At 25.7% G+C, this 21,269-nt stretch carries 19 protein-coding genes, 1 tRNA gene and 1 pseudogene; 18 read left to right on the plus strand and 3 right to left on the minus strand.

Features of this window, described 5'->3' with window-relative positions; all coding sequences use genetic code 11:
- Positions 1 to 4: 4 nt before the first annotated feature.
- Complete coding sequence (gene cysS / locus H0H51_RS00330) at positions 5 to 1,480, plus strand: cysteine--tRNA ligase (protein ID WP_185876895.1); 1,476 nt, start codon at positions 5 to 7, stop codon at positions 1,478 to 1,480.
- Here the strand turns inward: cysS and H0H51_RS00335 are convergent.
- Positions 1,472 to 2,617 (minus strand): trans-sulfuration enzyme family protein, encoded by a 1,146-nt coding sequence (locus H0H51_RS00335; protein WP_185876896.1) that lies wholly within the window; start codon positions 2,615 to 2,617, stop codon positions 1,472 to 1,474. The genes cysS and H0H51_RS00335 overlap by 9 nt on opposite strands.
- A gap of 164 nt (positions 2,618 to 2,781) precedes the next feature.
- On the opposite strand from H0H51_RS00335, the gene atpB reads away from it, so the two are divergent.
- The 15 genes and pseudogenes from atpB to ilvA all read left to right on the plus strand — a co-directional run bounded on the left by atpB (position 2,782) and on the right by ilvA (position 18,245).
- Complete coding sequence (atpB, locus tag H0H51_RS00340) at positions 2,782 to 3,885, plus strand: F0F1 ATP synthase subunit A (protein WP_317168665.1); 1,104 nt, start codon at positions 2,782 to 2,784, stop codon at positions 3,883 to 3,885.
- A gap of 38 nt (positions 3,886 to 3,923) precedes the next feature.
- On the plus strand, positions 3,924 to 4,151 hold the full coding sequence (locus H0H51_RS00345; RefSeq protein WP_185876897.1) for an ATP synthase F0 subunit C: 228 nt from the start codon (positions 3,924 to 3,926) through the stop codon (positions 4,149 to 4,151).
- Positions 4,152 to 4,158: 7 nt separating this feature from the next.
- On the plus strand, positions 4,159 to 4,644 hold the full coding sequence (gene atpF, locus H0H51_RS00350; protein ID WP_185876898.1) for a F0F1 ATP synthase subunit B: 486 nt from the start codon (positions 4,159 to 4,161) through the stop codon (positions 4,642 to 4,644).
- 9 nt (positions 4,645 to 4,653) lie between these two features.
- Positions 4,654 to 5,214: an ATP synthase F1 subunit delta gene (gene atpH / locus H0H51_RS00355; RefSeq protein WP_185876899.1), complete on the plus strand. Its 561-nt coding sequence runs from the start codon at positions 4,654 to 4,656 to the stop codon at positions 5,212 to 5,214.
- Positions 5,215 to 5,235: 21 nt separating this feature from the next.
- Positions 5,236 to 6,816, plus strand: coding sequence for a F0F1 ATP synthase subunit alpha (gene atpA, locus H0H51_RS00360; protein ID WP_185876900.1), 1,581 nt, complete (start codon positions 5,236 to 5,238; stop codon positions 6,814 to 6,816).
- 10 nt (positions 6,817 to 6,826) lie between these two features.
- Positions 6,827 to 7,717: an ATP synthase F1 subunit gamma gene (atpG, locus tag H0H51_RS00365; protein WP_185876901.1), complete on the plus strand. Its 891-nt coding sequence runs from the start codon at positions 6,827 to 6,829 to the stop codon at positions 7,715 to 7,717.
- Positions 7,718 to 7,759: 42 nt separating this feature from the next.
- Positions 7,760 to 8,761, plus strand: coding sequence for a tryptophan--tRNA ligase (gene trpS, locus H0H51_RS00370; RefSeq protein ID WP_185876902.1), 1,002 nt, complete (start codon positions 7,760 to 7,762; stop codon positions 8,759 to 8,761).
- Positions 8,762 to 8,848: 87 nt separating this feature from the next.
- The gene (locus H0H51_RS00375; protein ID WP_185876903.1) at positions 8,849 to 9,406 is read left to right on the plus strand and encodes a nucleotide exchange factor GrpE; all 558 of its coding nucleotides are present in this window, start codon (positions 8,849 to 8,851) and stop codon (positions 9,404 to 9,406) included.
- Between the two features lie 11 nt (positions 9,407 to 9,417).
- A complete protein-coding gene (gene dnaJ, locus H0H51_RS00380; protein WP_185877097.1) occupies positions 9,418 to 10,539 on the plus strand; it encodes a molecular chaperone DnaJ in 1,122 nt (373 codons plus the stop codon).
- 108 nt (positions 10,540 to 10,647) lie between these two features.
- Positions 10,648 to 11,831 (plus strand): annotated as a pseudogene (gene mnmA, locus H0H51_RS00385) (tRNA 2-thiouridine(34) synthase MnmA).
- A 250-nt stretch (positions 11,832 to 12,081) separates the two neighbouring features.
- Positions 12,082 to 13,767, plus strand: a complete 1,686-nt coding sequence (gene ilvD / locus H0H51_RS00390; RefSeq protein WP_185876904.1) for a dihydroxy-acid dehydratase — start codon at positions 12,082 to 12,084, stop codon at positions 13,765 to 13,767.
- Between the two features lie 4 nt (positions 13,768 to 13,771).
- Positions 13,772 to 15,469 (plus strand): biosynthetic-type acetolactate synthase large subunit, encoded by a 1,698-nt coding sequence (ilvB, locus tag H0H51_RS00395; protein ID WP_185876905.1) that lies wholly within the window; start codon positions 13,772 to 13,774, stop codon positions 15,467 to 15,469.
- Between the two features lie 17 nt (positions 15,470 to 15,486).
- Positions 15,487 to 15,807 carry an acetolactate synthase gene (locus H0H51_RS00400; RefSeq protein ID WP_185876906.1) on the plus strand — a complete coding sequence of 107 codons (321 nt, stop codon included), beginning with the start codon at positions 15,487 to 15,489 and terminating at the stop codon, positions 15,805 to 15,807.
- A 21-nt stretch (positions 15,808 to 15,828) separates the two neighbouring features.
- A complete protein-coding gene (gene ilvC, locus H0H51_RS00405; RefSeq protein ID WP_185876907.1) occupies positions 15,829 to 16,890 on the plus strand; it encodes a ketol-acid reductoisomerase in 1,062 nt (353 codons plus the stop codon).
- Between the two features lie 89 nt (positions 16,891 to 16,979).
- Positions 16,980 to 18,245 carry a threonine ammonia-lyase gene (ilvA, locus tag H0H51_RS00410; protein ID WP_185876908.1) on the plus strand — a complete coding sequence of 422 codons (1,266 nt, stop codon included), beginning with the start codon at positions 16,980 to 16,982 and terminating at the stop codon, positions 18,243 to 18,245.
- Between the two features lie 26 nt (positions 18,246 to 18,271).
- Here ilvA and H0H51_RS00415 read toward each other — a convergent pair.
- Positions 18,272 to 18,358 (minus strand) — tRNA-Leu (locus tag H0H51_RS00415).
- Positions 18,359 to 18,543: 185 nt separating this feature from the next.
- Here H0H51_RS00415 and dapB point away from each other — a divergent pair.
- Both dapB and lepB read left to right on the plus strand, forming a co-directional pair.
- On the plus strand, positions 18,544 to 19,263 hold the full coding sequence (gene dapB / locus H0H51_RS00420) for a 4-hydroxy-tetrahydrodipicolinate reductase (RefSeq protein WP_185876909.1): 720 nt from the start codon (positions 18,544 to 18,546) through the stop codon (positions 19,261 to 19,263).
- Between the two features lie 11 nt (positions 19,264 to 19,274).
- Positions 19,275 to 20,666 (plus strand): signal peptidase I, encoded by a 1,392-nt coding sequence (lepB, locus tag H0H51_RS00425; protein WP_185876910.1) that lies wholly within the window; start codon positions 19,275 to 19,277, stop codon positions 20,664 to 20,666.
- 4 nt (positions 20,667 to 20,670) lie between these two features.
- On the opposite strand, the gene H0H51_RS00430 is transcribed toward lepB, so the two are convergent.
- On the minus strand, positions 20,671 to 21,258 hold the full coding sequence (locus H0H51_RS00430) for a rhomboid family intramembrane serine protease (protein WP_238784231.1): 588 nt from the start codon (positions 21,256 to 21,258) through the stop codon (positions 20,671 to 20,673).
- Between the last annotated feature and the right edge of the window lie 11 nt (positions 21,259 to 21,269).

Here is a 21,269-nt window from a genome sequence, read left to right on the forward strand (position 1 = left end):
AAAAATGGATAAAATAAGTGACATAAAAAAAAATTTAAAAATATATAACTCTTTAACAGGAAAAAAAGAATTATTTATTCCAATTAATAAAGACTATGTGGGAATTTATGTCTGTGGGCCAACAGTTTACAACCATTTACATTTAGGAAATTGTCGAACTTTTATATCATTTGATCTTGTTTTTCGATATTTAAAACATTTAGGTTATAAAGTTCGTTATGTTAGAAACATCACTGATGTTGGACACTTAGAAAGTGACTTAGAAGATAAAATTTTTAAAAAATCTCGTTTAGAAGGACTTGAACCTATGGAAATTGTTCAAAAATATACTCTTTCCTTTCACAATTTATTAAGTATTTTAAATGTACAACCTCCAAGTATAGAACCAAGAGCAACAGGACATATAATAGAACAAATAGATATGATTCAAAAACTAATAAAAAAAAAATTAGCCTATGAAATGAATGGTTCCGTTTATTTTAATTTAAAAGAATATGAAAAATTTTATCCTTATGGAATTCTTAGTAAAAATAAAACTAATCAACTAGTAAATAAAAAGTTTAAAATCACTATAGTGGAAAAAAAAAATCCTCAGGATTTCTCACTTTGGAAAAAAGCATCTTCTAATCATATTATGAGTTGGAATTCCCCATGGGGAAAAGGATTTCCAGGTTGGCACATAGAATGTACTGTTATGAGTACAAAATATTTAGGAGAGACGTTTGATATTCATGGAGGTGGAATAGATCTCAAATTTCCTCATCATGAATGTGAATTAGCACAATCCATAGGGGCTTACAATAGAAAAAGTCTTGCACATTATTGGATGCATACTAATATGTTAACCTTGAATGGTAAAAAAATGAGTAAATCTACAGGAAATTCATTAGGAATAAACGACATTTATTCTTTTTGTGAAAAAAAATCCTTTTCTCCTAATATTTTTAGATTTTTTATTTTGAAATCTCACTACCGAAGTGTTATGAATTTTACAAAAAAAGGGCTTATACATGCAGAAAAAGAATACACAAAAATTATAGAATCCATAAATATATTAGAAAATTTTAATTCCAAAACATTAAAAGAAAAAAATAATGATAATTTTTTTAAAATATTTTTTTGGATTAAGAAATGTTATGAATCTATAAATGACGACTTTAATACGCCTTTGTTAATTTCAAATTTATTTAAAGTTTCTCATATTATTCGCCATAATATAAATGAAATAGAAAAATGTCATATAAATTTATTAAAAAAATATATGACTCATTTTGTTTTTGATATATTAGGGCTTAAAAAAGAAGAAGAACAAAAAACAAAGTCATCATCATTATCTGATAATAGATTATCAATACTTATTGAAAGATTGATAAAATTCCGTATGGAAGCAAGAAAACAAAAAAATTGGATTCTATCAGATAGAATTAGAAAAGAACTTTCCCACATAGGAGTTAAACTTCATGATGAAAAATTATTTTAAAGATTGATCGATATCTTCTATAAGATCTTCTACATTTTCTATCCCAAGAGATAAACGAATAAGAGAATTCTGTATTCCGGCATTAATCCTCACCTCCAAAGGAGTAGACTTATGAGTCATAGTAGATGGATGACAAATTAAACTTTTTGTTCCTCCTAGACTTTCTGCTAATTTAAACAACTTTGTTGAAGTAACAACTTTTTTTGCTGATTCTATTGTATCATCTTTTAAACTAAAAGAAATAATTCCTCCAAAATATCTTTGTTGTTTAATTGCTATCAAATGATTTTTATGATGTGATAATCCAGGATAATAAACTTTATCTATACAAGTATTTCTTTTCTTTTCTAAAAAAGAAGCAACATCGTATGCGTTTTGAGATTGTTTTTTAACACGTAGATATAAAGTTTGAATCCCTCTAATTGTCAACCAACAATCAATAGGAGATAAAACACCTCCACTTGCGTTTTGTATATACTTCAACTCATCATATAAATCTGGATTTTTTACTGTAATTAATCCAGCTAAAACATCTGAATGTCCTGCTAAATATTTTGTGGCACTATGAATAATTATATCCGCTCCTAGATTAAGAGGGTTTTGAATAGCAGGAGATGCAAAAGTGTTATCCACCACAACCAATATTTTTGGATTTATATCTTTAGATTTTTTGCTGATGTATTCTATGTCAGATATCTTTAATGTAGGATTTGTGGGACTTTCCAGCCAAACTAATTTTGTATTGTCAGATATTTCTGATATTGTTTTTTCTGCATCAGTTGTATCCACAAATTTAGTTTTAATTCCTAATTTTTTATATAAATTTAGTAAACGAAAAGTTCCTCCATAAATATCATCTACAGCTACTATTTCATCTTTATATTTTAACAATTTTAAAACAGCATCTACAGATGCTAATCCTGAAGAAAATGCCAAACTATCGTATCCATATTCTAAATCAGTAACTAAACGTTCTAATATTTTTCTTGTAGGATTATTTGTTCTTGTATAGTCAAATCCTTTATGAACCCCAGGAGATTCTTGTACATAAGTTGACGTTTGATATATTGGTGTAGAAATAGCGCCTGTAAGAGGATCTGATAAAATATTTTGAATTAGTTTTGTTTCTTCCTTCATTAGCTTCATTGTTTAAATAAATAAAATTTCATTCTATTACAAATGTACTCTTTCCAATTCAAAAAATGAAAATACAATTTTTTTCCAAAAATTATTTAAGTAAAAACAGCACTTTTTTTTAGAAAAAAAAACTAAATTTGCTTATTATTTTTTTACAACAAACCATGGTTTTAAAAAAATTATTATTATTTTGTTGCTTTTTATTTTTATGCTCTGATTCTGATACCAATATCTATGATGTTAATAGCAATCATATTGCTAATGTAAAAATGAAAAAAGATGGAAATTATGTTCTCAAAAAGAAAGAAAATGCAAAAATAAATATATCTGATACAATTTTTGATCATATCAATGATTCTTATGAATGGAATTTTTTAGGATCTCATAATCATGGTATCACATTGTATTTACCAATTATTTTATGGAATCATGGTTTAGAAATTTTTTCTTCATCTAAATTTTCATGTCAAAAAATTGTTAAAGGGAAATATGGATATTACAAAATTTTTCATGGAAAAATATATAACACTAATTCTATAGGAAAATTTGATATGAACAAAAAAGGAGTACCAATTAATGATAAACCTTGGGATTTTTCTATTACAAAAAATGTATTTTCTGTTTTAACTTCTTTTTTTCTGTTATGTTATTTTTTTATTCGAATGAGATATAGTTACAAAAACAATCAAATTAAATGGAGTCTAGGAATTTTTTTGGAGTTTTTAATTTTGTTTATACGTGATAAAATAGCAATTCCAAATATCGGAAATAATAAATACAGAATGTACTTTCCTTTCTTACTAACTTCATTCTTTTTTATATTAATTAACAATTTAATGGGCATTATTCCAGGATTTCCAAATATAACAGGAAATATAAATGTTACATTTGTTTTAGCTTTTATTACATTTGTAATAACTAATATAAATGCAAATAAAAATTATTGGAAACATATTTTTTGGATGCCTGGTGTTCCAGTGGGAATTAGATTTTTATTAGCCCCTATAGAATTTATAGGAATTTTTATCCGTCCTTTAACTTTATGTATTCGTTTATTTGCGAATATTACTGCTGGTCACATAATTATATTAAGTTTTATTTGTCTTATTTTTATTTTTAAAAATTTATTCATAGCTGGATTTTCTGTAATTTTTGGTTTTTTTATTTCTGTTTTGGAAATTATGGTATCTTTTTTACAAGCTTTTATCTTTACAAGTTTATCTTCCTTACTTATAGGAATTTCTGTAAAAACAAATGAAACACATTAATAAATAAAAATAAATTAAAAAAATTAATTATAAATTATATGGATATAGATTTAACTTACTCTGGATTAGCAGCTCTAGGAGCGGGGATTGCCGTAGCAGGAGCTGGATTAGGAATTGGCAAAATCGGAAGTTCTGCAATGGATGCTATTGCTAGGCAGCCTGAAGCTTCAGAAAAGATACAAAATGCAATGATTATTGCTTCAGCATTGATTGAGGGAGCTGCACTTTTTGGTATAGTGACCACATTACTAGCTGTATTTAAATAAGACAAGAATGGATTTAGTTACCCCTTCTATTGGGTTAATTTTTTGGCATACAATTATATTTGTAACTTTGATATTATTTCTTTCTAAGTTTGCTTGGAAACCTATAATGAATTTTATTGATCAAAGAGAAAAAAAAATTAGTAAATCTCTTGAAGAAGCAGATAAATTAAAAGAAGAGTTGAAAAAAATAGACAACCATAAGAATAAAATATTAAAAGAAGCCTGTAGAAAAAGAGATCTAATTTTAGAAGAAGCTATTCAGATTAAAAAAGAAATAAAATCAAAAGCAAAAGAGGAAAGTTTAATAGAAAAAAAAAGAATTATTGAAGAAACAAAAAAAGTTATTCAAACAGAAAAAGAAGTAGCTATTCATGAATTAAAAAATAAAATAAGCGATTTTTCTGTGAAAATAGCTGAAAAAATATTAACTAGAGAATTGGATAAAATACAAAAGCAAGATAAGTTCATCAGAAATTTGATAGATAAATTATAATGAATATAAATGTTCTTGAATAAAAAAATAGTCCAACATTATGCCGGAATTTTTTTTGAATATTCTATTGCGAATAATAATAATTGCAACGATTTTTTTTATCATAAAGTCAAAAAATTCTCTTCTTTACTACACAAAAATTTTTATTTAAAAAAAATCATTCATACATCATTATTAAGTTCAACAAAAAAAATAGAAATTTTCAGAAAAATTATTTATTCTTATGATGTTTTCATTTTTCAATTCATAAAACTTTTAATCACGAGAAAAAGAGAACATTTTTTAGAGAAAATTATTTTAGAATATCAGAAAATATATGAGGAAGAAAAAAAAGGATTTATAAAATGTATTATTATTTCTGCCTTCCCATTAAGTATGGAATTACAAAAAATAATTTTTCATAAAATCAAGAAAATAAATTTTAAATATCGAAAAAATAAATTCTACATCATAAATAAAATAGATAAATCTATTATTGGAGGATTTTTGCTTCGTATAGGATATACAGAATGGGATTTTAGTATTAAAAGTAAATTAATTTATCTTAAAAAGAATTTTAAAAATTATTAAAAAAATAAATATTTTATTTTCATGTCAGATTTAAAATATTCTGAAATATCATCAATTCTAAAAGAACAATTATCAGATTTTCAATTTGAATCAAAATTATCTGAATATGGAATTGTTATTCAAGTAGGAGATGGTGTAGCTAGATCATTTGGATTAAATTCCGCTTTTTATGGAGAGTTGGTAGAATTTAATAATACAGAAGTTAAAGGTATTGTTCTAAATTTAGAAGAAAATCATGTTGGTATTGTTTTGCTTAATTCATTAAAAGATATAAAAGAAGGAGACATAGTCAAAAGAACAGGAAAACCTTTTTCTATAAAAGTAGGAGAAGGAATGTTGGGAAGAGTTATAAATGTATTAGGAGACCCTATTGATGGAAAAGGACCTATAAGAGGAAAATTATTCGACATGCCTCTAGAAAGAAAAGCTCCAGGAATTATTTATAGAGAACCTGTTAAAGAACCTCTTCAAACTGGAATTAAATTTATAGATTCAATGATTCCAATAGGAAGAGGACAAAGAGAATTGATTATTGGAGATAGACAAACAGGAAAAACTACAATAGCTATTGACACTATTATTAATCAAAAAAAATTTTATGAACAAAATAATCCTGTCTATTGTATTTATGTAGCTATTAGTCAAAAAGGCTCTACAATAGCAAGAATTGCAAATCTTTTACAAGAAAAAGGTGCAATGTCTTATACTGTAATTATTTCAGCTAAATCCTCTGAACCAGCTTCTATACAAGTATTTGCTCCTTTTTCAGGAACTTCTATTGGAGAATATTTTCGAGATACTGGACGTTCTTCTTTAGTTGTATATGATGATCTATCAAAACAAGCTGTTTCTTACAGAGAAATTTCTTTATTATTACGACGTCCTCCTGGTAGAGAGGCTTATCCAGGAGATGTTTTTTATTTACATTCTCGTCTTTTAGAAAGAGCTTCTAAAATTATTAAAGATCAGAAAATAGCAGAAAAAATGAATGACATTCCAGAATCTATTAGAAAAGAAATTAAGGGAGGAGGATCATTAACTGCTTTACCAATTATAGAAACCCAATCTGGGGATATATCTTCTTACATTCCTACTAATGTAATATCTATAACTGATGGACAAATTTTTTTGGAAAAAGATTTGTTTAATTCTGGAGTTCGTCCTGCAATTAATGAAAGTATATCTGTTTCTCGTGTAGGAGGGTCTGCTCAAATTAAATCTATGAGAAAAATATCTGGAACTCTAAAATTAGATCAAGCTCAATTTCGGGAATTGGAATCTTTTTCAAAATTTGGCTCCGAATTAGATCCTTCTACCATAGAAATTATTAAAAAAGGAAAAATAAACATAGAAATATTAAAACAAACACCTCATAATCCATATGAAATAGAAGAACAAATAGCCATTATTTATATTGGAACAAAGAACATTTTAAAAAATGTTCCTCTAGACAAGATTTCAAATTTTGAAAAAGAATATCTTTTTTATTTGAAAGAAAAACATAAAACCTTACTAAAATCGTTGAAAAATGGAATATTTGATGATAAAATATCTGATACTTTAGAAAAAGTAGCATTAGAATTAAGCAAAAAGTACCTATAAATTTTTTTCCATGTCTAATCCAAAAGAGATAAAAAGAAGAATATTATCCATAGAATCAGTTAGCAAAACAACAGAAGCTATGAAAATGATTTCTATTGTAAAATTACGAAAAATTAAAAATTTTCTAAAAAATGTGAATATATATTCAGATTATATGGAATGTATTATATCAGATTTTTTATCTTTTGATAAAAAAAAAATATTTGGAAAACATAATTTTTTTATAGAAACAGGAAATAAAAAATTGTTTATTATATTCACTTCCAATCGTGGTTTATGTGGAGCTTTTAACTCTTTAATTTTTGAAAAAGTTCATTCTCTATTCTTAAAAAGAGACTATTTATATAATGAATGTATATTTTTTTCAATTGGAAAAAAAGGAACCGATTTTTTAGAAAAAAAATATAATATGTATGAAAAAAATAATAATTGGACAAATAAAGAGAATGACAATAATCTTGAAAAGATTAGTGAAAATATAAAAATTTTTATAAAAAAATTAATTTTAAATTTTTCTGATAAAAAAATTTCTTATGTTTATTTAATATATAATAACTTAAAAAAATCTTTTTTCCAAAAAGTGATTGTAGAAAAATTACTTCCATTAAGCATTACTCCAAATTTAAAAAAAGAAAAAAAAAAAATTAACTATATTGCAGAACCTTCTAAAAAAGAAATATTTGATTATTTAGTTCCGAAATTTTTACATTCAAAACTATTGAAAACATTTTTAATATCTTCTGTATCAGAACATACATCACGTATGATTGCCATGCATAAGTCTACGGAAAATGCGAATGATATTAAAAATGATTTAATACTAAATTACAATAAAGAAAGACAAAATATAATAACTAAAGAAATACTTGAAATTATCAGTGGATTAGAATCTTTAAGTTAAAAAAATTTAAATATTCATAAATATGTTTTTTTATTAATTTTTATGGGAAAAATATTAACAGGAATTAGAAGTACAGGAGTTCCGCATTTAGGAAACATTTTAGGTGTTATGATTCCGTCTATTAAAATTTCTAACATGAATAAAAAAAACTCTTCATTTATATTTATAGCGGATTTACATTCTATGGTTAAATTAAGCAATATGAAATCAATAAAAAATAATACCTATCAAATTGCGGCAGCATGGTTAGCTTTTGGTTTAAATACAGAAAACTGTTTTTTTTATAGACAATCTGATGTTTCAGAAGTTACTGAATTAGCTTGGTATTTAAGTTGTTTTTTCCCTTATAAAAGACTTACATTAGCTCATTCATTTAAAAAAAAACAAAACGAGAAAAAAAAAAGTAAAAAAGAAATTAGCTTAGGATTATTTTCTTATCCCATTCTAATGGCCGCTGACATATTGCTTTATAATGCAGAAATTATCCCTGTAGGGAAAGATCAATTACAACATATAGAAATAGCCAGGCGGATAGCTTCTTTTTTTAATAAAAAAATAGGAAAACAATTATTTAAATTACCTAATGCATTCTTACAAAAAGAAACTATGTCTATATCAGGAACAGATGGAGAAAAAATGAGCAAATCTAAAAATAATTGGATTAATATTTTTTCTTCAGACGATATTTTAAAAAAACAAATTATGAGTATTCGTACAGATAGTAAATCCCTAGAGGAGAGAAAAAATCCTGAAAAGGATTACATAATGTATTTATATAAATTGATAGCTTCTTCAGAAAAAGTAAATGAAATGAAAGAGAAATACATAAAAGGAGGATATGGATATTATGATGCGAAAATAGAATTATATAATCTTATAATTCGTAAATTTTCAACAGAAAGAAAAAGATTTTTTTCTCTCATGAAAAAAAAATCTTTTTTGGACGGTATTCTCTATTCCGGTTCTAAAAAAATAAAAAGTATAGCTATAAATAGGTTAAATGAAATTAGAAAATGCTTAAATTTCAATCCAATAAACTTGTAAAAAGTTAATGTCATAATGACACAATTAAATTATGGCAAATATTTTGCTCTTTATAGAGTTAAAGAATTCTAGTTATTTTTATGATTTATGAATACTAATCCGAAAAATATTGAAAAAGAATCTTCTTCATCTGAAAAAATTTCAAATATTAAATCTTCTTCTTCTCAAAAAAAAGGACAAGATGACGTATTAAAAGAGGAAATAAAATTTCTAAAAGAAGAGTTAGAAAAAGAGAAAGACAAGTTTTTACGTATTTTTGCTGAATTTGAAAATTCTAAAAAACGTATTCAGAAAGAAAGATTCGATATTTTTAGAACAATTCATGAGCGTATTTTTATAGATTTAATTCCAATTTTAGATGATTTTGAACGAGGACTCAAAGAATTAAAAAAATATAAAAATGAACATCTTGTAAAAGGAATTTTTTTAATACAAGAAAAATTAATTAATATTTTAAAAGAAAAAGGACTAAACAAAATTAAAATAAAAAAGGGAGATGATTTTAACACAGATTTTCATGATGCTATTTCACAAATTCCAGCTGTTACAGAAGATTTAAAAGGAAAAATTATAGAAATAATAGAATCTGGATATTCTCTCAATGAAAAGGTCATACGACATGCTAAAGTTATAACCGGAAAGTAAATTTTATCTTCATAATGAAAAAAGATTATTACGACGTATTAGGAGTTTCTAGAAATGCTTCTTCAGAAGAAATTAAAAAAGCTTATCGAAAATTAGCAATAAAATATCATCCAGATAAAAATTTGGATAATAAAAAAAAAGCAGAAGAAAAGTTTAAAGAAGCAGCTGAGGCTTATGAAGTTTTGAGTAATTCAGAAAAAAGACAACGTTACGATAAATTTGGACATTCTGGAGTTAAAGGAAATGGATCTGAATCTGGAATGAATATGGAAGATATTTTTACAAATTTCGGAGATATTTTTGCTGATGCATTTGGAGAAGGATTTTCCAGTTTTGGATTTGGAAGGTCTAACAGAAGAAATAAAACTATTAAAGGAAGTGATTTAAGAATAAGAGTTAAACTCTCATTAGAAGAAATAGCTAGTGGAATAGAAAAAAAGGTCAAAGTAAAAAGACAAAAAATAGCTAAGGGTATAAAATTTAAAAATTGTTCATCTTGTAATGGAACCGGACAAACTGTACGTATTACAAATACAATTTTGGGAAAAATGCAAACAACTTCTCAATGTTATGTTTGCTCAGGAACAGGAAAAAATGTTGAAAATATTCCTTATGGAGCTAACAAATATGGACTAATTAAAGAGGAAGAAATGGTTAATATAAAAATACCTGCAGGACTTACAGAAGGAATTCAGTTAAAAGTTTCTGAAAAAGGAAATGAAGCTCCTTTTGGAGGTATCCCTGGAGATTTAATTGTCTTAATTGAAGAGATTCCTCATCCTCAATTAAAAAGAGAGGGAAATAATCTCCATTATGATTTATACATATCTTTTCCAGATGCAATATTAGGAGCTTCTAAAGAAGTTCCAACCGTTAATGGGAAAGCAAGAATAAAAATAGATCCTGGAACACAATCAGGAAAAACTCTTAGATTGAAAAATAAAGGATTACCTAATTTAGAAGGATATGGACATGGAAGTCTTTTAATTCATGTTAATGTTTGGACTCCAAGAAAAGTTAATGATGAACAAAAAAAATTTTTCGAAAAAATGAGAAAAAATGAAAATTTTCTCCCCCATCCGGATAATTCAGAAAAATCTTTTTTTGATCGTGTAAGAGAAATGTTTTCTTAAAAGGTATTTAATTTTTTAATTCTTCAATTTTTTACTTTTAAATATTCTTGAGATTGAGTCAGTAACTAAAACTAGAAAATCAACAATGATTAACAATATTAAATTAATATGAAAAAAATAGTAGTAGTTGGACTTTCAGGAGGGGTGGATTCCAGTGTATCTGCATTAATTCTTAAAAAAAAAGGATATCAAGTTATTGGTTTATTTATGAATAATTGGGAAGATGAAAATGAAGATTCATGTAATGCCTGGAAAATGGATAAAACGGACGCTATGTTAGTAGCTCAAAAATTAAATATTCCTTTCCAAGGAATTGAAATGAAAAAAGAATATAAAAAATATGTTATTAATTATATGTTCAATGAATATAAACTAGGAAAAACACCTAATCCAGATATTTTATGTAATAAAAAAATTAAATTCAATTTTTTTTTAAAAAAAGCCATTGGTTTAGGAGCAGATTTTATTGCTACAGGACATTATGTTAAAAAAACAACAATCTTAAAAAATAAAAAAATAATTTACCGTCTTTTAATAGGGAAAGATACTAATAAAGATCAATCGTATTTTTTATGTCAACTAAATCAATATCAGTTAAAAAAATCTCTTTTTCCATTAGGATCATTAACTAAAAACCAAGTTAGAAAAATAGCAGAAAAAAATGGACTACACAATGCTTATAAAAAAGAATCACAAGGTCTTTGCTTTGTAGGAAAAATTAGATTACCTCAATTTTTGAAAAAAAAAATTCTTCCAAAAAAAGGAAAAATAATTTGTATTGATTCTAATTCTTTAAAATACAAATTTAATAATAAATCTTTTTCTTCTAAAGAAGAAGAATTATTTTTTTTATCTAAAAAAAAAAGTATAAAAAATCAGATGGAAAAATAATTGGCTATCATCAAGGAGCTTATTGTTTTACTAAAGGACAACGTAAAGGAATATCTTTGGGAGGATATCAAGAACCTTTATTTGTAATTGATACTGATGTAAAAAAAAACATTATTTATACCGGAATAGGCAGAAATCATCCAGGATTATATAGAAAATATTTATTCATTCAAGAAGAAAATATACATTGGATAAGAGATGACATAAGCCTAAAAAATGGAGAAGATTTAGATGTATTTTGTAGAATTCGTTACAGACAACCATTACAAAAATCAAAATTATACAAGGTTAAAAAAGGAATGTTTGTTGAATTTGAAAAAATGCAATTTGCTATAACGGAAGGACAATTTGCGGCTTGGTATCTCGGATTAGAATTAATAGGATCAGGAATAATTTATTAGTTTACTAAACTAGTATAATTAAGATATAACTTATTTATATTTTATAATATATTCATAAATAAATCAAAAAAACAATATTATTTTAAAATAAATCAATAATAATTGCTTTTATATAATTTATTTTTTTTATATTTTTGCATATTATATAATTCATCTAATCTGAATTAGATTATTATAGAGAATTTATCCAATAATTGGTTTGTTTTTACCCCTACTAACCGGTAGGGCTTTTTGATTTATAAAATGTTTCATGAAAAAAAAAATTAATAATTTTAGTAGAGGAATAACAAAAAGATCAGATTTACCAGCTGCACATGCTATGTTGTATGCTACAGGAATGAAAGAATATGATTTTTGCAAAGCCCAAATAGGAATAGTAAGTAATTGGTATGAAGGGAATCCTTGCAATATGCATTTAGATAAATTAGCTAAAAAAATAAAATTATCTATTATAACTAAAGATTTAATGGGATTTCAATTTACTACAATTGGGATCAGTGATGGAATTACTATGGGAACTTCAGGAATGAGATATTCTTTACCTTCACGAGAATTAATAGCTGATAGTATAGAATCAGTAATTGATTCTCATCATTATGATGGTGTAATTGCTATTCCAGGATGTGATAAAAATATGCCAGGAGTTATGATTGCTTTACTAAGATTAAACCGTCCATCTATTATAGTATATGGAGGAAGTATTTCTTCAGGTTATTATAATGGTAATAAACTAGATATTGTCTCATCTTTTGAAGCTTTGGGGAAAAAAAATACTTCTAAAATAACAGAAGAAGAATATAAAAATATTATTAAGAATTCTTGTCCAGGACCAGGAGCTTGTGGAGGAATGTATACCGCAAATACCATGGCTTCTGCTTTAGAAGCTATGGGAATGATGCTTCCCTATTCTTCGTCATCTCCTTCAACAAGTAAACATAAACAAATAGAATGCAAAAAAGTTTCCATATATATTAAAAAATTATTAGAAATAGGAATAAAACCTAAAGATATAGTCACTAAATCTTCTATAGAAAATGGAATAAAATTAGCTATTTCTTTAGGAGGTTCAACAAATCTAGTTTTACATTTTTTAGCAATTGCTAAATCTGCAAATATTAATTTTTCACTAAAAGATATTCAAAGAATTAGCAATCAAACTCCTGTTATTGGAAATTTAAAACCAAGTGGTTCCTTTTTAATGGAAGATATTCATATGCATATAGGAGGAATGCCTATTATTATAAAATATTTATTAAATGAAGGAGTATTGTCAGGAGATTGTTTAACCGTAACTGGAAAAACATTATTTGAAAATATGAAAAATGTTCCTAACATAATTTTTAACCAAAAAATTATTTATCCTTTAGATAAACCAATTAAAAAAAATGGACATATCAAAATATTATATGGAAATATTTCTCCTGATGGATGTGTAGCTAAAATTACAGGAAAAGAAGGAACAATTTTCAGAGGAGAAGCTAATGTTTTCAATTCAGAAGAAGAAGCAAACCAAGCAATTTTAAACAACCAAATATTACCTGGAGTTGTAATTGTGATTAGATATGTAGGTCCAATAGGAGGCCCAGGAATGCCAGAAATGTTAAAACCAACATCATATATTATGGGATCTGGATTAGGTAAAAAAGTAGCTCTTATTACAGATGGAAGATTTTCAGGAGGATCGCATGGATTTGTTGTAGGTCATATTACTCCAGAAGCTCAATCTGGAGGATTAATAGCTTTAATAAAAAATAAAGATTTCATAAAAATAGATACAGAAAAAAATACCATTACTCTTGAAGTAAATGATGAAGAAATTCAAAGAAGAAAAAAATTATGGAATCCTCCTTCATTGAAAGTCAATAAAGGATATTTATATAAATATACTAAAATAGTTTCTTCAGCTTCTGAAGGTTGCATTACAGATCAGTTTTAACTATATGGGAAAAAACAAATTATTTCCAGGATCGGAAATAGTAATAAAAGCGCTCTTACATGAAGGGGTAAAATACATATTTGGTTATCCAGGTGGAGCTATTATGCCTATTTATGATTCTTTACATGATTATGTAAATTTTATTTCTCATATTTTAATGCGTCATGAACAAGGATCTATACATGCAGCACAAGGATACGCTAGAGTTAGTGGAAAAATAGGTGTTTGTTTTACAACTTCAGGTCCAGGGGCTACTAATTTAATTACTGGATTAGCTGATGCTTTAATAGACAGTACACCTATTGTTTGTATTACTGGACAAGTATCTTCTCATTTATTGGGGACCGATGCATTTCAAGAAACAAATATTATAGATATTTCTATTCCTGTAACTAAATGGAATACTCAAGTATTAAAGGCTGAAGATATTTGTAAATCTATTCAAAAAGGATTTTTCATAGCTAAAAAAGGAAGACCTGGTCCAGTTCTAATAGATATTACTAAAGATGCACAAGTTCAAAAAACTGAATTTCGTTATGAACGATGTAAATATATAAAAAATTTCCATCCATATCCTCGTATAAAAGAGGATAAAATAATAGAAGCAGCAAATTTAATAAATTCAGCCAAAAAACCTTTAATTGTTGTAGGACAAGGAGTCATTTTAGCAGAAGCAGAAGAAGAATTTAAAGAGTTTGTTGAAAAAACAGGAATTCCTGTGGCTAGTACTTTATTAGGCTTAGGTGTTTTAGATACAGATCACTATTTGTATGTAGGAATGTTAGGAATGCATGGAAATTATGCTCCAAATATTTTAACTAATCAATGCGATATTCTCATTGCAATAGGAATGCGTTTTGACGATCGTGTAACAGGAGACGTAAAAAAATATGCAAAACAAGCAAAAATAATTCATTTAGAGATTGATTCTTCGGAAATAAGCAAAAATATATTATGCCATGTTCCAATATTAGGAGATTGTAAATCTTCTTTAATAAAATTAAAGAACTATGTTAATAAATCTACTCACAAAGAATGGGAAAAAAAGTTCTTTCATCTTAAAGAAAAAGAAAAAACGATAATTATACAACGTGATCTAAATCCGAAAAAAAAAGGAATGACTATGGGAGAAGTAATTAAGTGGATCAATAAATATAAACAAAAAAATGCAGTTCTTGTAACTGATGTAGGACAACATCAAATGATTGCTTCTAGATATTTTAATTTCACTTATAAAAAAAGCCAAATAACTTCTGGGGGATTAGGAACTATGGGGTTCGCTTTACCAGCTTCAATAGGAGCTAAATTAGGATCAAAAAATAGACAAGTTATCTGTGTTGTTGGAGATGGAGGAATTCAAATGACAATACAAGAAATGGGAACAATTTTACAAAATAATATTCCTATAAAAATCATATTACTGAATAATAATTTTTTAGGAATGGTACGTCAATGGCAACAACTTTTTTTTGATAAACGTTACTCATGTACAGAATTAATTAATCCAGATTTTATAAGGATAGCAAATGCTTATAATATAAAAGCAAAAAAAGTAATAAAAAGAGAAGAATTAGAGAATTCAGTAAAAATAGCACTAGATAGTGAAAAAGCTTTTTTATTGGAAGTTTTGATAGAGAGAGAGGATAATGTTTTTCCTATGATTCCATCAGGGTCATCTGTAGATGAAATTCGTTTAAAATAATTAAAAATATTTATTATATGAGGCATCAATATCAATTCAGAATAATAATTCTAGGAGAAAAAGAAACAAGGTTATTAAGCAGAATACTTATTATATTAAATAGAATAAATTTAAAAATTAATCATATAAATGTTTCTAGAAATGAAAGTAAAAATATTGAAAATATTCAATTTCAATATATTCTAGATTTAGAATGTCGAGAAGAACAGTTAATAAAAATAAAAAAATTAATTGAAAAATTAATTGGAATTATTCATGTTTACTATTCTAAAATAGAAGACAAAAATTCCAGGAAAAATTCATGGAAAAAAGTAGATTTACCACTAGCAACATCTTAAAATTAAATTAATTAAAAAATCATGAAAATTAAATTTGGATCTGTAGAAGAAACTATTGTAACAAGAGAAGAATTTCCATTATCAAAAGCTAAGGAAATATTAAAGAAAGAAACTATTTCCGTATTAGGATACGGAGTTCAGGGTCCTGGTCAATCTCTCAATTTAAGAGATAATGGATTTAAAGTTATTATCGGACAAAGAAAGGATTCTCATTCATGGAATAAAGCAAAGGAAGATGGTTGGATTGAAGGAAAAAATCTTTTTTCATTAGAAGATGCTTCCAAAAAGGGGACCATTATTATGTATCTATTATCAGATGCTGGACAAATTGATTTTTGGCCTACTCTTTCTAAATATCTCACTAAAGGAAAATCTTTATATTTCTCTCATGGATTTGGATTAACTTTTTTAGATCAAACAAAAATATGTCCTTCTAAAAATATAGATATTTTTCTGGTAGCTCCTAAAGGATCGGGAACTAGTTTAAGAAGATTATTTTTACAAGGAAAAGGAATTAATTCAAGTTATGCAATTTATCAAGATTATAGTGGAAAAAGTTTAGAAAAAGCTTTGTCTATTGGAATAGGAATTGGATCTGGATATTTATTTAAAACTAATTTTAAAAATGAAGTTTATTCGGATTTAGTAGGAGAAAGAGGAACTTTAATGGGAGCTATACAAGGAATTTTTTCTGCTCAATATCAAATATTAAGAGAAAAAGGACATTCCCCTTCAGAATCTTTTAATGAAACTGTAGAAGAACTAACTCAAAGTCTGATGCCGTTAGTAGCAGAAAATGGAATGGATTGGATGTATGAAAATTGTTCCACAACAGCACAAAGAGGTGCTTTAGACTGGTGGAGTAAATTTAGAGATGCTACATTACCAATATTTAGAGAATTGTACAATGAGGTTTCTTCTGGAAACGAAGCAAAAAGAGTTATAAAATCTAATAGCGATATTAATTATAGAGTAAAATTAAAAAATGAATTGAAAAATCTTGGAAAAAGTGAATTATGGAAAGTTGGATCTATTATTAGAAATCTTAGACCAGAAAAAAAACGAAATAAAAATAATTCTTAAGTTTTAATAAAAAATAAAAATTATTATAATTAGTTAATCATCATTTGTGTAAAGTTTTTTTCACACTTAATTAAAGTATTTCTAAAATATTGAAAAATCAATTTAAAGGTTATTTTCCTTCTTATAAAGAAGTAGTAAAAGCAAAAAAAATCCTAAAAAATATTATTTATGAAACTCCACTACAAAAAAATTTTCTCCTTTCGGAAAAATATAAAGCGAATGTTTTCTTAAAAAGAGAAGATTTACAAATCATACGTTCATATAAAATTAGAGGAGCTTACAATAAAATAAAAAGTTTATCTAAAACAGAATTAAAAAAAGGGATTGTATGTGCTAGTGCTGGTAATCATGCACAAGGTGTTGCTCACTCTTGTCATATATTAAAAATTCCAGGAAAAATTTATATGCCCACTACTACTCCAAAACAAAAAGTAGAAAGAGTAAAAATGTTTGGTAAAAAATATGTTGAAATTATTTTAAATGGAGATACGTTTGATTCAGTTAGCTTTGAAGCTATGAAGGATTGTAAAAAAAATTCAAAAATTTTTATCCATCCTTTTGATGATAATAAAATTATTGAAGGACAAGCTACTGTTGGATTAGAAATCTTGCAACAATCTATTTCGAAAATAGATTATGTTTTTATTCCCATTGGAGGAGGTGGATTGGCTTCTGGAGTTGGAAGTCATTTTAAAGAATTTAGTCCAAAAACTAAAATTATAGGAGTAGAACCTAAAGGAGCTCCATCTATGAGTTATTCTTTGAAAGAAGGAAAAATTGTAGAATTAAAAAAGATAGATAGATTTATTGATGGAGCTTCAGTAAAAAAAGTAGGAAAGTTAAATTTTGAAATTTGTAATAAAGTATTGTACGATGTAAAAACGGTTCCAGAAGGAAAAGTTTGTACAACCATTTTAGATTTATATAATTTAGAAGCTATAGTTGCAGAACCTGCTGGAGCTCTTTCAATAGCTGCTTTAGATTTTTATTCTGAACAAATAGAAAGAAAAAATATTGTTTGTATTTTAAGTGGAGGAAATAATGATATTACTAGAACAGAAGAAATACGAGAAAGATCTCTTTTATACGAAAATAAAAAACATTATTTTATTGTTAAATTTCCACAAAGGGCCGGAGCTTTAAAAGAATTTGTTAATAATATTTTAGGGCCAAAAGATGATATTGCTTACTTTGAATATTCCAAAAAAACTTCTAAAGAAGAAGGTCCTGCTGTTATAGGTATAGAATTGGCAGATAAAAATGAATTTTCTTCATTATTAGGAAAAATGAAAAAGCACAAGGTACATTTTCAATATTTAAATCAAAATCCTGATTTATTCCGTTTCCTAATATAGGAATAACATTGATTATTAAATAATTGTACCCACGACTGGATTTGAACCAGCACATCCTTAATTTGGATACCACTCCCTCAAAGTGGCGTGTCTACCATTTTCACCACGTGGGTAAAATAAAAATTTATGGAATAAATAATAATGAAAAAATAGTATGATTATTCAAAATTATTTATAAATCAAAATTTTTTTATCTCAATTTATAAATATTGAGTTATATGTTCTAATATAGATAATTTATTTATAATTTTTAAAAAAAATATAATCTATCTTTGAAAAGATTTTCAAAAAAATTCATATGAATATAGCAATAATAGGATATGGAAAAATGGGGAAATCCATAGAAAAAATAGCAAAAAAAAGAAATCATAAAATTTCATTATGTTATGATGAAACTCCTTCTCCATCTTTATTAAAAGATTCAGATGTAGCAATTGAGTTTAGTCAACCTGATTCAGCATTCAATAATGTAAAAATTTGTATAGAAAATAATATACCAACAGTATGCGGAACTACTGGTTGGTTAGAAAAAATAGAACTAATTAAAAAAATTTGTAGAAAAAAAAATGGATCTTTTTTATATTCTTCCAATTTTAGTATTGGAATGAATATTTTCTTTGAAATCAATAAAAAATTGTCAGGACTTTTATTTCCTTATTCTAAGGATTATGAAATAAGAATTGAGGAAATTCACCATATAAAAAAAATAGATAAACCTAGTGGAACCTCTATTTCATTGGCAGAGGATATCATAAAAAATAAAATAAAAAAAACATGGATTCTAGATAACAATAAAAAAACAAAAGATCAAATTTTAATTGTTTCTAAAAGATTTGGAGATGTATCAGGAACACATATTGTTAAATATGAATCTAAAATAGAAAATATAGAAATAAAGCACAAAGCTCATAATAGAGAAGGATTTTCTGTTGGAGCCGTAATTGCTGCAGAATGGATTAAAAATAAAAAAGGAATTTTTTCTATGAAAGATTTTCTTATAAGTAAAGGAGTACTATAATAATTAATTTCGTGCATAAATACTTTGTTTTAAGTGGTATTTTTTTACTTTTTGAGTATATTTTTCATGTTCTAGGAACATGGAGGCTTTATCAAAAAGCTGGAATGAAATTGTGGGAAATCATTATCCCTATATATAATTTTTATATTCTTTTAAAAAAAAATAATCTATCTAAATGGTATATACTTTTTTTAGTAAATCCATTAACAAGTATTATTTTACTTTTTATTTTTTGGATGGATTTAATTCATTCTTTTGGAAAGAACAAGAAAAAAGATATTTTATTTCTTTTCCTATCTTTAGGAACATATATTTATTACATTAGTTTTTTTGAAAAAGTTTATTTTTCAAAATTTAAAACAAAAAAAGAAAAAGAAGATAATAGAGGAATTTTATTAGCAACTATTTTAGCTTTTATTATACATACTTATATAATACAACCTTTTGTGATTCCTACTTCTTCTATGGAGAAAACATTATTAGTAGGAGATTTTATACTGGTTAGTAAAATTCATTATGGTTTGAGAATGCCTATGTCACCTATTTCAATTCCTTTTATACACAATAAGACTATCGGAAAAATAAAATTTTATATTCCTATTTTTAAATGGCCTTATTTTCGTTTTCCTCCTTTTCAATCTATAAAAAGAAATGATATAGTTGTTTTCAATTTTCCTAAAGATCCTAATCATGAAATTATAGATAAAAAAGATCATTATGTTAAACGTTGTGTAGGACTTCCAGGTGATTTAATATTTATTAAAAATGGAATTTTATTTGTTAATAATAAAAAAGAAAAATTTTTTTCAAAAAAACAACAAGCTTACTTTATTAAAACTGAAAATATCCCTTTAAATATAGAATATATTAAAAATAAAATGGATATTAAAGATCTTGAGTTTATTGGAGAAATTAATAACGGATATTATTACAAAATAATGTTAACCGAAAAAGAAGCGATTCAAATAAAAAATATTTTTGGTAATATAGTTTTTATAAAAAAGGATATCTTTCCATCGAATTTTAAAGAAAAATTTATATTCCCTAACAGTTATTCTTGGAATAGAGACTTTTTTGGACCATTATATGTACCAAAAAAAGGAGAATTTCTCAAACCTAACAAAAAAAATATTCATCTTTATAAAGAAATTATTTTTTACGAAAAAGGAGAAAAAGTTTTATTATCCTCAAAGGGATATAGAATAAAAAAAAATTACTACTTCATGATGGGAGATAATAGACATAATTCATATGACTCTCGTTATTGGGGGTTAGTTCCAGAAGACCATATAGTAGGAAAACCAATATTTATATGGACAAGTATCGATTGGGATAGAAAGCATCCTTGGAATTTATTTAGTTGGAAATTTCGTTGGAATCGAATTATGAAAACAATAGAATGAAATTCTAAAAAGTTTTTTTTATAACACTTCCTATAAGATAACCAGAAATAATTCCTCCAATATGGGCAAAATGAGCTACCCCGGGTGCTAAATCGAAAATAGATGATATTAAACTTCCAAAAATAAAAATTATAATAGCTTTTCTAACAGCAATTGGAAAAGGAAAAGGGAGAATAAAAATTCTATGTTCTGGAAAAAATTTAGCAAAAGCTCCTACTATTCCACTTATAGCTCCAGAAGAACCTATCATAGGAGAATATATGTAATTATAAAGATTCATTTTTTGTTCTTCATCCATTATTAAATAATCCAATGTTTTTCTAATTTCCGAAAAATTCAAGGTTTGTAAATAATAATATATAATACTAGTATTGAAAATGATTTGAAATAATGCAGCAAAAAAACCTGATAAAAAATATATTATTAAAAATCTTTTAATTCCCAATAAAGTCTCTATTTGTCCTCCAAACATTAACAATGCTAACATATTAAAAATTATATGTAAGAAAAAACTTTTAGAATGAATAAACATATGTGTTAAAATTTGATACAATTCAAAACGGTCATCTATAGGATGATATAAAGAAAACATATTTTCTATTT

Origin of the sequence: Blattabacterium cuenoti (genome assembly GCF_014251995.1) — a bacterium.
GTDB lineage: Bacteria > Bacteroidota > Bacteroidia > Flavobacteriales > Blattabacteriaceae > Blattabacterium > Blattabacterium cuenoti_AE.